Here is a 13,676-nt window from a genome sequence, read left to right on the forward strand (position 1 = left end):
CTCGCCGGCGAGCTGTCCGCGGCGCCGGGCGCCGGCGGGAAACCGATCCACGAATGGCTCGAGCTGCGCCCGTTCCTGACCGAGCCGCCCACGATCACGGACTGACAGTCCGGATCAGGCTTCGAGACCGAGCGCGTTCCGGCCGGCGTCGAAGCTGCGGAGCGCCGCGCCGACCGCTGCCGCGACGGTGATCTCGAAGATCTGATCTTCGGTGTGTCCCGCGGCGGTGAGGCGGGCGATGTCGGTGTCGGTGATCGTGTACGACGCGTCGCGGACGGCGGTGACGTAGGACTGCCAGGGTTCGGGCAGTGGGCCGCCCGCCGCGGCGGCGGCGCGCAGGGACGGGTCGGTGGTGGCAGGTGCGTCCAGCACCGCGTGCCGCAGATCGGCTGCGACGTCACCGTGGTCCGTGGTCTTCCCGTCGGCGAGCAGGAAACCCGGGAAGCGGTACCCGAACCGGTGCAAGGCCCGGGTGCCGCTGCGCAGTTGGCCCTCGCGGAGGGTGAACCCGAACGCGTTGGCCAGGCGGTTGACGATGTTCCACACCAGGTTGACGCGCAGTGCGTCCAGGACTGCGGATTCGGGCAGGTTGGCGACCCCGGTGGCGTCGACGCGGTCCGGTGTCCGGGTGAGTTGCTCGAGGAACTCGCGGACGGCGCGCAATGGGGGCCGTGCCGAGGCGGGATCGGCCGGGTCGATCTCGCCCCGGCCGGCGATGCGGGTGAGCTCGGCGTGCGTGTCGATACAGAACGGGCATCGGTACAGCTGGGCGGTGCACATCGCGAGGTATTCGCGTTCCCCGGCGGTCCAGTACGACGGCCCGCGCATCGCATCGGCGGTGAGGTCGAGCAGCGGGCGCGTGAGGAAACCCGGCCGGTACAGCAGCATCTTCACGATGTCGGGACTGTCCACGCGCGACATCGTCGAGGTGAGCGCGAGAAAGAGTGTGGCGCGGCGGCGGTGGCCGTGGTCGAGAACGGTCAGTCTCATCGGGACTCCTGGGTGTCGAGGTCGTAAAGCCGGCCGGCGAGGAATCGTCGGTCGGCCGGGTTGGTGGCGAGTCGGTGTGCATTCCGGTACGCGGTCGCCGCCTCGTCGGTGCGGCCGAGGCGGCGCAGGAAATCTGCGCGGGCCGCGTGCAGCAGGTGGTAATTGTCGAGGCCGTCGATCCGGTCGATCAGCGCCAGACCCGCGTCCGGGGTGGTGGCCATGCCCACGGCGACTGCGTGATTGAGCGCCACCACCGGAGACGGGGCCACCGCGAGCAGTTGGGCGTAGAGGGCAGCGATGCCGCGCCAATCCGTCTGATCGGCCGACGCGGCCTGAGCGTGTAGAGCGGCGATCGCGGCCTGCAACTGGTACTGGCCCGGTCTCCCCAGGCGCAGCGCCCGATCCAGCAGCCCCGCTGCCTCGACGATCTCGGCGCGATCCCAGCGGGCACGGTCCTGGTCCGCCAGCAGCACCACGTCACCGGACGGGCTGTAGCGGGCGGTGCTGCGCGAGTCGTGCAGCAGCAACAACGCGACCAGACCGGCCGCTTCGGGCTCGTCGGGCATGAGAGTCGCGACGAGCTTCGCGAGCCGGATCGCCTCCTCGCACAGTGTGCGGTGTTCGGGCTGATCGAGGGCGGCCGTGTAACCGTGAGTGAAGATCAGGTACACCACCGCGAGAACGCCGGCGAGCCGTTCGGGCAGCAGATGGTCGGCCGGGACGTCGAGGCTGATGCCGGCGTCGCGGATCTTCCGTTTCGCGCGCACCAGGCGTTGCGCCAGTGTCGGTTCGCCGAGCAGGAACATCCGGGCGATCTGCCCGGCGGTCAGCCCCGCCACGGCCTGCAGAGTGAGCGCGACCCGCGCGTCCTCCGCCAGGGCGGGGTGGCAGCACGTGAAGATCAAGCTCAGTCGCTCGTCGCCCGTGTCGAGCAGACTGTTCTCGCCGAAGGTCGTCATCGTCGTCACCGCCTCGGGCTGCGCACTCAGCTGCGCGAGTTTGTCCCGCCCGACCCGAGCCCGCCGTAGTCGGTCGACGGCACTGTTGCGGCCCGCGGTCAGCAACCACGCCACCGGGTCGTCCGGCACCGTGTCACCCCATTTACGCAGCGCGAGCGTGCACGCGTCCTGCAGTGCGTCCTCGGCGAGTTCGAAGTCGCCGAGCGCGCGGATCAGGGCCGCGAGCATCAGGGTTCGGTGCTCGCGGTAGACCTGCTGGAGGACTGCCGCCGAGTTCATTCGCCGTTCGCCGCCACCCCGACGATCGGCCGCACCTCGATCGAACCCTGCTCCGCCATCGGGCACAGCGCGGCCAGTTCGAGGGCCTCGTCCAGGTTGGGGCAGTCGAGGATGTAGGCGCCGCCGAGGTGCTCGTGGGTTTCGGCGAAGGGGCCGTCGGTGATCAGCGTCCGGCCGTCCCGGACGCTGACGGTGGTCGCCGTGCGCTCGGGCTGCAGGGGATGCCCGGCGACGAACACACCGCGGCGGCGGCACTCGTCGGCGAACGCATTCACCCTGGCCATCGCCTCGGGAAACTCCGGATCGTCAGGTTCGGGCCGCTCACAGTTGTAGATCAGCAGCATGTACTGCACAGCTCCTCCAATCACCACTCTCACGATGTCTCGAAGAAATGACGAACGGACCGACCGGATCTCGACACGTCCGGGCGGACGGCGCTTCTTCGTCGTTACGTCATTGTCCCAGGGGATCGGATCGGCGTGCCCGCGTTCAGTGTGCGATCCGAAATGAGCTGCGGCCGAATTCGTCCGGGATTCGAGGGCAGGACGCGAGCCGTCTCCGGACTCGAAGCTCGTTGTACGGCAACACCGAATGAACCACACACCGCCTTCTCCGCCGGTCGTGTCCGGTGGTGGTCGCGAACCTCCGGACCGCAGCCTGTCGGCGGAGGTACCGTGGTCAGCGGGGGTACGTGAGAAGGTGACGGTTCATGCCGCTCGGAGGCAGGGCTAACGTGGGGCTTCCCCACGAACTGACGAGTTTCGTCGGCCGTCGCCGTGAGATCGTCGAGGTTCGCCGGCTGCTGTCGGTGTCGCGGCTCGTGACGTTGTCGGGTATCGGGGGCGTGGGAAAGACCAGGCTCGCGTTGCGGGTCGCCGCGGACTCCCTGCGCGCGTTCGACGACGGTGTGTGGTTGGTCGAGTTGGGGGAGGTGCAGGAGCCGGGTGCGGTCGTCGACGCGGTCCTGTCGGGGTTGGGGCTTCGCGAGGGCGGGGGCGTCGCACCCGAGGCATTGCTCGTCGAGTACCTCGCGGCCCGGAAGCTGCTGCTCGTACTGGACAACTGTGAGCATCTTGTCGAACCGGCCGCCGACCTCACCGGCTCCCTGCTCCGCGCGTGCCCGGAACTTCGGGTTCTCGCGACCAGCCGGGAACCGCTCGGCATCGGGGGAGAAGCGGTGTATCGGGTGCCGCCCCTGACCATGCCGGACCTGGACCGCCCGTCCCCGGCCGGAGGGGACATCGACCACTACGAGGCGATGAGCCTGTTCGCCGAACGCGCGGCGATGGTGGTCCCGGGCTTCGCCGTCACCGAGAACAATCAGGATGTGGTGGCGAGGATCTGTCGTCGACTGGACGGTCTGCCGCTCGCGATCGAGTTGGCGGCGGTGCGGCTGCGGGCGATGTCGGAGGATCAGATCCTGCGACGGCTGACGGACCGGTACGGGCTGCTGACAATGGGCAGTCGTGGTGCACCGGTTCGGCAGCAGACTTTGGCGTGGTGCATCGACTGGAGTCACGAGTTGTGTTCGCCGGCCGAGCGGGAGTTGTGGGGCCGGTTGGCGGTGTTCTCGGGCGGCTTCGCGCTCGACGCGGTCGAAGGCATCTGCGGCCACGTCAGGGGGGCGGATCAGGTGGTCGATGTGGTGGGGTCGTTGATCGACAAGTCGATCCTGATCCGGGAAGAGGCCGTCGGGGTGGTGCGGTTTCGGCTGCTCGAGACGTTGCGTGATTACGGTACGGAACGGTTGCAGGAGACCGGGGAGTTCGCATCGCTGTTGCGTCGGCACCGGGATTGGTACGAACAGCTGGTGCTCCGGGCGGAGTCCGAGTGGATCAGTTCGCGGCAGGTGGCCTGGCTGGAGCGTCTCGACGCCGAGCTGCCGAATATCCGTGCGGCGCTGCAGTTCTGCCTGACCGGGCCGGGTGAGGCGGGTGCGGGGCTGCGAATGGCAGCGGCGTTGTACCCGTATTGGCGGGTGCGGGGAAGGTTACGGGAGGGTATGCGGTGGCTCGCGCAGCTTCTGGCGGTTCACGGCGGCACGCCCGGTGTGGAGCCGATCAAGGCGTTGTATGTGCTCAGTGCACTGTCCGGGCTCAATGGCGACCCGGATGCGTCGGCGCTCTATGCCGAGCGGGGAGCGGCGATGGCGGCGCAGGTCGGTGATCGTGTCGGCGAGGCGATGATGGCCGATGCCGCGGGTTGGCATGCGCTGTTCATCGGGGAGTCCGCGGCGGCGTGCGAGTACTTCGAATCCTCGCTTCCGGTGTTCCGGGAGGACGGCAACCTGCTGTATCTGATGTGGTCGCTGCTCGGTCTCGTGCTGGCCGGAGACGCGGCCGGAGACCGCACCCGGAGTGAGGAGTGTCAGCGGGAGATCCTGGCGGTCACCGAGTCACGGGGCGAATCCGTGTACCGCGGATGGTCGCTGTGGGGTGCTGCGATGGGCGCCTGGCGGCGCGGCGAGGGCTCCCGTGCGAAGGATCTGGTCACGCGAGGGCTGCAGCTCGCACGGCTGGTGGACGACCGCATCAGCGCTTTGGGATGTATGGAGCTCCTCTCGTGGATTGCGGTGGATCAGGAGGCCTCGAGGCGCGCGGCCAGGTTGATGGGTGCCACCGAGGCCCTTGTTCACACGGTGGGGAGTCCGAGCGCCATTTTCCCGAGCGCACACCTCGAACATGCCCGGTTCGAGCAACAGGCACGCCTGGCGATCGGTGACCGCGCGTTCGAGGCGGAATTCCGGCAGGGCCTCGAAATGCGGTTCGACGACGCCGCAGCGTACGCCCTCGACGAGACCGGGCCTTCCGATACCGCAATCGAGCCGGGACCCACGAGCCTCACGCGGCGCGAACAACAAGTCGCAGAACTCGTCGCCGAGGGCCTGACGAACAAGGCGATCGCGGGCAGGCTCGTCATCTCGCAGCGCACCGCGCAGGGCCATGTGGAACACATCCTGTCCAAGCTGGGTTTCACCTCCCGCGCACAGATCGCGGCATGGAGCATCGCGCAGCGGCAGGGCGAGAATTTGTAATCGTAGTCTCGGCCTACTTCGTCGAGGCCAGTGAGCGCAGGAAGAACGCCAGGTTGGCGGGTCGTTCGGCGAGGCGGCGCATGAAGTAGCCGTACCACTGCTCGCCGTAGGGCAAGTAGACCCGCACATGCTGCTGCTCGTCGATGAGCCGCAGTTGTTCGGTGTCCCGGATGCCGTAGAGCATCTGGAGTTCGAAGTCGTCGACGCCGCGGCCCCCCGTCTCTGCGTACTGCAGTGCGGCGTCGATCATGGCCGGGTCGTGCGAGGCGACCATCGGGTAGCCCTGCCCGTTCATCAGGATCTGCAGGCAGCGCAGGTATGCCTCGTCGACCGCGGCCTTGCCCTGATAGGCGACCGAGGCCGGTTCCTTGTAGGCGCCCTTGCACAGCCGGATCCGTGATCCGGGCCCGGACAGGTCCCGGCAGTCGGCCTCGGTGCGCTTCAGGTACGCCTGCAGCACGGTGCCCAGCGACGGGAAGTCCTGCCGCAACTCGCGCACGATCGACAGCGTCGAGTCGGTGGTGGTGTGGTCCTCGGCGTCGACGGTGACCCATGCCCCGGCCTCCTCGGCGGCCGCGCAGATCTTGTGCGCGTTCTCGAGCGCCACCTTGTGCCCGTCCCGGGGGAGGAATTGACCGAGTGCGGACAGCTTGAGCGAGACCTCGATGTTGCGCGGCTCAGCGGTGTTCGCAGCGGCGGGAGCGAGTTGCGCCAGCGAGGACAGCAACGTCAAGTAGTGCGAGACGGTGCTGTTCGCCTGCGCGAGGTCGGTGGTGTCCTCACCGAGGTAGTCGATGGTGATGAAGCGGCCGGAGCCGAGAATGCCGGTGGACGCGGTGACGGCCTGGTCCTCGGTTTCGCCGGCGACGAACCGGTCGACGAGGTTGCGGGTCACCGGGATCCTGGTGACGGTGCGTTCCATGCGCGGGGAGCGGGCGGCGGCGAGCAGCGCCGGCCGGAGCAGATCGGAGACGGCCATCAGTTGTCCTCGGTGGTGTCGGTGCCCTGGTGCGGGTAGCGGTGGTCGGTGGCGGGGACGAACGTTTCCTTGATGGTGCGGGCGGACGCCCAGCGCAGCAGGTTCTGCGGGGAGCCGGCCTTGTCGTTGGTGCCGGACGCGCGGGCTCCGCCGAACGGTTGCTGTCCGACGACGGCGCCGGTGGGCTTGTCGTTGATGTAGAAGTTGCCGGCCGCGAACCGCAGATCCTCGGTGGCCTTGGCGACGGCGGTGCGGTCGTCGGCGATGACCGCACCGGTCAGTGCGTACTTCGAGCCCTTGTCGACCAGGTCGAGCACGGTGTCGAAGGATCCGGCGGCCGAATCGTCGTAGACGTGCACCGCGAGGATCGGCCCGAAGTATTCGGTGCGGAACGCGTCGTCGGTGGGATCGTCACCGAGCAGGACGGTCGGGTCGACGAAGTAGCCGACGGAGTCGTCGACATGGCCGCCGGCGGCGATGGTCAGGCCGGGGGTGGCCTTGGCGCGGGCGAGGGCGTCGGCGTTGCGGTCGAATGCCCGCTTGTCGATGACGGCGCCGCCGAAGTTCGAGAAGTCGGTGACGTCACCGTATTTCAGGTCGGACACCTTCTCGATGAAGTCGTTGCCCATCTTCGCCCACACCGACTTCGGGACGAACGCGCGGGAGGCGGCGGAGCACTTCTGGCCCTGGAAGTCGAAGGCGCCGCGGATCAGGGCGGTGGTCAGGGTGTCCGGGTTCGCGGAGCTGTGGGCGAGGACGAAATCCTTGCCGCCGGTCTCGCCGACCAGGCGGGGGTAGGAGTCGTAGTTCGCGATGTTGTTGCCGACCTGACGCCACAGGTGCTGGAACGTCGTGGTCGAGCCGGTGAAGTGGATCCCGGCCAGGCGACGGTCGGCGAGAACCACTTCGGAGACGGCGGCGCCGGGGCCGTTGACGAGGTTGATCACGCCGGGAGGCAGGCCGGCGGCCTCGAGCAGCTTCATGGTCCAGTACGCGGCCACGGCCTGCGTCTCGGAGGGCTTCCAGATCACCGTGTTGCCCATCAGTGCGGGGGCGGTGGGCAGGTTGCCTGCGATGGCGGTGAAGTTGAACGGGGTGATGGCGTAGACGAAGCCCTCCAGGGGGCGGTATTCGACCTTGTTCCACATACCGGGGGAGGAGATCGGCTGGTCGGCGAGGATCTGCCGGGCGAAGTGAACGTTGAACCGCCAGAAGTCGATCAGCTCGCACGGGGTATCGATCTCGGCCTGGTACGCGGTCTTGGACTGACCCAGCATCGTTGCGGCGGCCAGGGTTTCGCGCCACGGTCCGGACAGCAGGTCGGCTGCGCGCAGGAACACCGCGGCGCGGTCCTCGAACGACAGCGCCAGCCATGCCGGTGCCGCGGCGGCGGCCGCGGTGACCGCGTCCTGGATGTCCTGGGTGGCGGCGTTGGTGAAGGTGCCCAGCACCGCGGCGTGCCGGTGCGGCTGCACCACATCGATCGTCGGGCCGTTGCCGCGGCGGTGCTGCCCGCCGATCACGTTGTGGATCTCGGTGGGGTTCGACCCGAGTTCGGCGAGCTTGGCCTGCAGCCGTGCCCGCTCGGGGCTGCCGGGTGCGAAACTGCCGACCGGCTCGTTGACCGGCTGCGGAGTGGTGATGACGGCGTCCATGAAACCTCCTACGAGATGTGGCGGCGAGCACCGCCGCAACGAACTAGTCACAGTGAACACCGGGAGAGCCCCTGGTTGATGAGCCAGTCGAACAAATTGTTTTGCGTCGAGTTGTACGATTGGCCAAACCGATTTTCGATTTCCGAACTGGAGACATCCCCATGAGTCGCCGCGATCGACCCATATTTCCGGGCCCCGAGAAGGCACCGGACGAGGTCGAGATCATCACTCTGCGTGAGCTTCTCCGCTCTCTCGACACCGCGGTCGTCGAACTGGTGGAGGCCCCCGCCGGTGACGACGTCGTAATTGCGTCGGTCGCGCTCGTCGACGGCACCGATCTGGCCGCCGAGATCGAATCGCAATCTCCTCTGCCCGACCTGCTGCTGCACGTCGGGGTCGGCAAGGCCGAGGCGGTGCGCTGGTTCGATCGCGTCGCGCAGCGGCCACCCGGACAGCGACCGCGCGCAGTGATGTCAAAAACGGTGACCGAGTCGCGCGCACTTCGGACCGCGGCGCGCCGCGCGGGTGTCGCGCTGGTGGCCGTGCATCCGAGGGCCCGGTGGGACCACGTGTTCCCCCTGGTGCAGCGGATGCTGGACCGTTCCCGTCGGCGGCAGTCCGGTCTGGGAGACCAGGAACTGCTGGCCACCGACACCGACCTGTTCGGACTCGCCCAGATCGTCGCCCAGAACTCCGGCGGCATGGTGTCGATCGAGGACGCGCAGTCGCGCGTGCTGGCGTATTCGTCGTCCGACGAGTCGGCGGACGAGTTGCGGATGCTGTCGATTCTCGGCCGCGAGGGACCGCGGGACTATCTGCGCGTGCTGCAGAAGTGGGGCGTGTTCGACCGGCTTCGCAAGAGCGACGAGGTCATCGACGTCCCGGCGCATCCGAAACTCGGTACGAAGAGGCGGCTGGTGGTCAGCATCCGGGAAACCACCGAAGGGGCGGGGGCGTCCCGGCTGCTCGGCTCGATCTGGGTGCAGCAGGGCGACAGTCCACTGACGCCGGACGCGGCCGACGTGCTGCGGGGTGCGTCGGCGATTGCCGCACGGATCATCTCGCGCACCCTCAACGCCCCGTCCACGGAGGCGCTGCTGATCCAACGACTGTTCGGTGCGCGCGGGGGCGGGGTGGACGTCCCGTCGGTGGCCGGTGCGCTGAATCTGCCGGTGACCGGTCCGGCCGCCGTCGTCGGTTTCGCTCCGACCGCCACGGACGCGGCAGCGCCGATCGGCGACTTCGCGGAATCGGGCAGCATGCTGCGCCTGCACGCCAGTTCCTTCAGCCGAGACTCGGTGGTCACCATCATCGGCGACCGTGCGTATGTACTGCTGCCGCGCTACAAGTCGGCGAACACCGTCGCCGCCTGGACCCGGCAACTCGTCGACCAGTTCGAAACGAAGCGGTCGATCGTCCTCCGCGCGGCGATCGCCGTCCCTGTCACGGATCTCGGGCACGTCGCCGGCGCGCGGACCGAGGTCGATCGGGTCCTCGACGGCACCGCCGCCACCTTCCCGGAAGGGCGGGTGACCACCCTCGCCGAATCACGCACCGCAGTGTTGCTAGGCGAGATCCTCGACCTCGTCGATCAGCACCCCGAACTCCACGATCCACGATTGGATGCCCTGTTCGAGTACGACACCACACACGCGTCGAACCTCAGTGAGAGCGCCGAGAGCTACCTCGCGCACTACGGCGACGTCCGCAGCGCCGCGGCGGCGGTGCAGGTGCATCCGAACACGCTGCGGTACCGGATCCGCCGCGTCGAAGAGATCGTCGGGGTGGATCTCCAGGACGCTTCCGACCGCCTTCTCCTCGAGCTCCAACTCACCCTGCGCCGACGCCGGAGGCGCTCCGCGCCTGTACGTGGTTGACGAGTCCCGAGACTCGCTAACCACTCACGGGCCCGAAGGGCCGAGCTGGATTCGGTGGTCCGCTCCGCGGGTACGCGGGAAATCATGAATACACGACGAGCAACTCTGATCGCCGGAGTGTCCCTGACCGCGCTCGTGGCGGCCGGGTGCGGCAGCGACGACGCGTCGACGGATGCCACCGTCGAGACACCTCCGGTTTCCGCCGAAACGACGACCAGCGCGGCGGTCCCGCTTCCGGGCACGACAGGCGACGGCTTCCAACTTCCCGTGGAAGGTGCGAGTGAGGACAACGCCTTCACCTACGACGAGGTAGCTGTCCCGGTGGGTTCGTCCGTCCACGTCGAATCCGAGGGACAGGACGGCCGCACGACGGTGACGTTCACCGCGACCGGGCTCGCGCCGAACCGCGACTTCGGTGTGCACGCGCACACGCGTCCGTGCGGGCCGAAGCCTTCGGATTCGGGACCGCACTATCAGAACAATGTGGATCCCGCGGCGACCCCGGAAAAGCCGTCTTCGGATCCCGCATACGCGAACCCTCAGAACGAGATCTGGCTCGACGTCACCACCGACGCGAGCGGCAATGCGCAGGCGTCGACGACGGTCGACTGGGAGTTTCGCGAAGGCGAGGCCAATTCCGTAGTGCTCCACGCGCAGCACACCATGACCGGTCCTGGCCAGGCTGGAATGGCCGGTGATCGTCTGGCCTGCATCAATGAGGACTTCTGACGGCTCGGGCCGTCAGTGGCGACCGGCGGAATGCCTTCCGACGTGCGACGCCGAGGTCCGCGGCCCTCGTGGGCGTGGACCGGGGGAGACACCGAGCACGACGAGCGGGCGACGTTCTTCGTCCGGCAGTGCGTCGGCCCGCCACTTCTTCACCGCTCGATAGAGCCACTGGCCCACCTGTTCTCCGTCGGCGGTGACGTAGTTCGCGGGAACGAGTGCGTTGCCGTGCTCTTCGCGGTAGGCGGCGATGGCGGTGAGCATTCGCCGCCGCTTGCCGTCCGCCGCCGACACGGCCGGGAGCGGGACAGCGTCATCGCTCCACAGGAAGCCGATCGCGTCGAGTTGCTGGATGCGTTGCGGCGGCAGGGTGCCCAGCATCCGGGCCACGCGCTGACGGTCCTGCCAGCGTCCGAGTCGGAAACCGCAGTCGGTGACGTAATCGAAGGGCATCACGCTGCGCGGATGCTGATGCCGAAAGGCGCAGTAGAGTTGCAAGGCGGAGGCTGCGGACTGGTTATCTCGCATCGAGATCGCATCCTTGTGAGAGCCGTGAAACATTGTCCGGGTAGTCATTAGTTCAAGTATGTCAAACGGATTGACGATCTGTCACGGAAGTCGGCTCGTGTTGGGGTGCAATTGTGTGCGAATGACCGTCCCTGCGGTCCTAAACCGCCATCTCTCGTGCCTTCCGCGCCAATTCGCCGAGGCGGCGGGCCCGGGCGATCTCGGCCGGCGTGAACGGCTCGTCCGCCGACCGGACGAAGACGAGCTGTTCATCACCCGACGGAATCTCGACACTCGTCACGGCAGTGGGAACGTCGCTCACGCGCGCATCGACGTACTGGGCCCCGAGGAGTTCCGCGATCGACAGCGGAAGTTCGGACGGATCGGCCACCACCCGCGACGCCAACGTCAAGGCCTTGGTCTGGCCGTCGATCAGGGCGAGCGCCGATGCCGGCCAGACGCCGACACCGTGACCGCCGCCGGCGCGAACGGCATTCGACAGCGCCTCAGGCGACGTGTCGCGGCACGCCCCGACGATCAACTCGTCGAGTGAACCGCCCTCCAAGTGATGAACGTGCACGGTCAAGATGTTCGCGTCCAGCTCCGCGAGGTGGTGGGCCAGCGATTCCAGCTGACCCGGGCGATCGCTCACCCGGACGCGGATGCGCCAGAGCGACTGTCCGGTCGCGAGGTGGCCGTGCTTACCGTCCGCGGGACCGTGCAACCACCCGCCGAGGAGCCGCATCGCCGACGGCTCGACCACCCAGATCACCAAAACGGTCGTGGTGACGGTGAGGACCGCGACTGTCATCAGATAGGAGGTGTGAAAATGAATGACCAAGGCATGGAGTAACAGCTCGACGGGAAACACGGCGCACAGCTTCGCCAGAGCCAGACGGACCCGGCGGGGATGCGGAAGCCGGCCGCACGCCTCGCACGCGTTGACATGAACTCCGGGTTCTCTCTCGGCATCATTCATGCACCCACTGTGTCCCCGCCGTATTGCGAAGCCGTTTCCTCACACGGTCGGCGGTGTGACGGGTGATCGTGAAATACGTTGGCGTGCAGGCTGGATGTGGCACAGCAGACATGTGGTGCGGAAGGCATCGCGCGGTCGGTGTGAGCGGGGACATGGAAGCGCCGCTGCTGCCGGGGACCGGCGCCCGGCAGCAGCGGCGTGTTGGGGGAGAACTCAGCGCAGTGACGCCGCGTCGCTCAGGTCCGTTCCCCGCGTCTCCGGGGCCATGAAGAAGCTGACGAGTGCGCCCACGCCGGCGATGCCCGCGGCGATGTACATCGTTGCGGAGAGTCCGAGATTGGACAGTGCCCACGGGGTGGCGAACGTGCCGATCGCCGCACCGATCCGGCTGATCCCGGTGCAGAGACCGACGGCGGTGGCCCGCACCTCGGTGGGGAACAGTTCGTTGGGGTAGATCCATTCGAGGATGGACGGTCCGCCGTTGAAGAGCGCATAGATGGCGAATGCGAATGCGATCACCCACAGCCCCGCGTCCGGCTTGATTGCGAGGAACAGCAGTCCGAGACCGGAGAGCACGAACCCCCAGATCAGGATCGGGCGTCGCCCGAGCCGGTCGACGAGGAGCAGTGCGACGACATTGCCGATCAGGAAGAACAGGTTGATGAGGCCGTACCCGATGTGGGCGAGATTTCCGGAGCCGAGGTTGAAAAGTTCGAGGATCTGCGGGCCGAAAGCATAGATGGCGAACAGCGTCACGATCGTGCACGTCCAGAAGGTCGAGATGAACACGACCCGCTTCAGGTAACCGCCGCGCATCAATCCGCGGATGGACGTGCTTCCCTCCTCGTGCGGCAGATCGTCCAGAGTGGCGTCCGCCCCGATCGTCCTTTGCAGCACGGTCAGTGCCTCGTCGGACCGTCCCTTGCTCAGCAGCCACCGGGGAGATTCGGGGATGCTCGTGCGTGCGACGACGATCAGGGTGGCGGGAACTGCGGAGGAGAGCAGCATCCACTTCCAGCCGTCGGGATTGCTGAGCAGCAGGTATCCGACGAACGCGGCCGCTGTTGCGCCCACGAACCACATGGCGTTGAGGCCGCCGACGAGTTTGGCGCGCCACGCCTTCGGTGCGAATTCCGTCACCAGCGCGGTGGCGATCGGATAGTCGGCGCCGACCGCGATGCCGATGATCAAGCGCAGTATGAACAACTGCATCTCGTCCGCAGCGAAGAACTGCAGCACCGAGCAGACGATGATCACGATCAGGTCGATGGTGTACATCAACTTCCGGCCGATCCGATCGGTCACCGCACCGAACACCGCGCCACCGAGGAAGACCCCGATGAGCGCGGAGGATCCGATGAGGCCGGCCCACAGTGCGCTCATGTCCCACTGTGCCTGGATCTGCACCATCGCGATGCCGATGATGCTGAGAATGTAGCCGTCGAGGAAGGGGCCGCCCGACGAGAAGAGGGCGAGTTTGGCGTGAAAGCCGTTGAGCGTGGCGTTGTCCAGTGTGACGCCCGATCGGGCGGTGACGGGGGTGTCGAGGTTCATCTGAGGAATCCCATCGGGGGTGTGGGCTTGAGGGCAATACCGTTCAGTTAGTGGTTTCACCATCTATGATGAGGTGTGCCTCGGAGTGGATGGGTGAAGCCGGTCTCGGATCGGCGGTTGTCGGATGTGGTGTCGGT

Annotated in this window: 11 protein-coding genes and 1 pseudogene; 4 read left to right on the forward strand and 8 right to left on the reverse strand. The window is 67.4% G+C overall.

All coding sequences use genetic code 11. The annotated features are described in order from the left end of the window. Positions 1–105: pseudogene (locus MLGJGCBP_RS54225) on the forward strand (YciI family protein); the annotation flags it as partial. A 9-nt stretch (positions 106–114) separates the two neighbouring features. On the opposite strand, the gene MLGJGCBP_RS08630 reads toward MLGJGCBP_RS54225, so the two are convergent. From MLGJGCBP_RS08630 to MLGJGCBP_RS08640, 3 genes are read right to left on the reverse strand one after another with little or no spacing between them, the layout of a single operon-like run. Then, on the reverse strand, positions 115–990 hold the full coding sequence (locus MLGJGCBP_RS08630) for a carboxymuconolactone decarboxylase family protein (protein WP_160094865.1): 876 nt from the start codon (positions 988–990) through the stop codon (positions 115–117). Next, positions 987–2,228, reverse strand: a complete 1,242-nt coding sequence (locus MLGJGCBP_RS08635; protein ID WP_160094867.1) for an RNA polymerase sigma factor — start codon at positions 2,226–2,228, stop codon at positions 987–989. The genes MLGJGCBP_RS08630 and MLGJGCBP_RS08635 overlap by 4 nt, the downstream gene beginning before the upstream one ends. Beyond that, the gene (locus MLGJGCBP_RS08640; RefSeq protein WP_236580983.1) at positions 2,225–2,572 is read right to left on the reverse strand and encodes a YciI family protein; all 348 of its coding nucleotides are present in this window, start codon (positions 2,570–2,572) and stop codon (positions 2,225–2,227) included. The genes MLGJGCBP_RS08635 and MLGJGCBP_RS08640 overlap by 4 nt, the downstream gene beginning before the upstream one ends. A 365-nt stretch (positions 2,573–2,937) precedes the next feature. Between MLGJGCBP_RS08640 and MLGJGCBP_RS08645 the strand changes: the two genes are divergently transcribed. After that, the gene (locus MLGJGCBP_RS08645; RefSeq protein WP_160094871.1) at positions 2,938–5,262 is read left to right on the forward strand and encodes an ATP-binding protein; all 2,325 of its coding nucleotides are present in this window, start codon (positions 2,938–2,940) and stop codon (positions 5,260–5,262) included. Between the two features lie 13 nt (positions 5,263–5,275). On the opposite strand, the gene MLGJGCBP_RS08650 is transcribed toward MLGJGCBP_RS08645, so the two are convergent. Both MLGJGCBP_RS08650 and pruA read right to left on the reverse strand, forming a co-directional pair. Then, the gene (locus tag MLGJGCBP_RS08650; RefSeq protein ID WP_160094873.1) at positions 5,276–6,241 is read right to left on the reverse strand and encodes a proline dehydrogenase family protein; all 966 of its coding nucleotides are present in this window, start codon (positions 6,239–6,241) and stop codon (positions 5,276–5,278) included. Continuing rightward, positions 6,241–7,896, reverse strand: a complete 1,656-nt coding sequence (pruA, locus tag MLGJGCBP_RS08655; RefSeq protein ID WP_160094875.1) for an L-glutamate gamma-semialdehyde dehydrogenase — start codon at positions 7,894–7,896, stop codon at positions 6,241–6,243. Before pruA ends, MLGJGCBP_RS08650 begins: the two co-directional genes overlap by 1 nt. A 161-nt stretch (positions 7,897–8,057) precedes the next feature. Between pruA and MLGJGCBP_RS08660 the strand changes: the two genes are divergently transcribed. Both MLGJGCBP_RS08660 and MLGJGCBP_RS08665 read left to right on the forward strand, forming a co-directional pair. Beyond that, on the forward strand, positions 8,058–9,773 hold the full coding sequence (locus MLGJGCBP_RS08660; protein ID WP_160094877.1) for a PucR family transcriptional regulator: 1,716 nt from the start codon (positions 8,058–8,060) through the stop codon (positions 9,771–9,773). Positions 9,774–9,857: 84 nt separating this feature from the next. Beyond that, a complete protein-coding gene (locus MLGJGCBP_RS08665) occupies positions 9,858–10,502 on the forward strand; it encodes a superoxide dismutase family protein (protein WP_160094879.1) in 645 nt (214 codons plus the stop codon). A 12-nt stretch (positions 10,503–10,514) separates the two neighbouring features. On the opposite strand, the gene MLGJGCBP_RS08670 is transcribed toward MLGJGCBP_RS08665, so the two are convergent. The 3 genes from MLGJGCBP_RS08670 to MLGJGCBP_RS08680 form a co-directional block, all read right to left on the reverse strand. Further along, positions 10,515–11,027 carry a helicase associated domain-containing protein gene (locus MLGJGCBP_RS08670; RefSeq protein WP_160094881.1) on the reverse strand — a complete coding sequence of 171 codons (513 nt, stop codon included), beginning with the start codon at positions 11,025–11,027 and terminating at the stop codon, positions 10,515–10,517. Between the two features lie 139 nt (positions 11,028–11,166). Then, on the reverse strand, positions 11,167–11,985 hold the full coding sequence (locus MLGJGCBP_RS08675) for an amino acid-binding protein (RefSeq protein WP_160094883.1): 819 nt from the start codon (positions 11,983–11,985) through the stop codon (positions 11,167–11,169). A 213-nt stretch (positions 11,986–12,198) separates the two neighbouring features. Beyond that, positions 12,199–13,539: an MFS transporter gene (locus tag MLGJGCBP_RS08680; RefSeq protein ID WP_160094885.1), complete on the reverse strand. Its 1,341-nt coding sequence runs from the start codon at positions 13,537–13,539 to the stop codon at positions 12,199–12,201. Positions 13,540–13,676: the final 137 nt, after the last annotated feature.

It is taken from the genome of Rhodococcus sp. T7, assembly GCF_009872365.1.
Lineage (GTDB): Bacteria > Actinomycetota > Actinomycetes > Mycobacteriales > Mycobacteriaceae > Rhodococcus_F.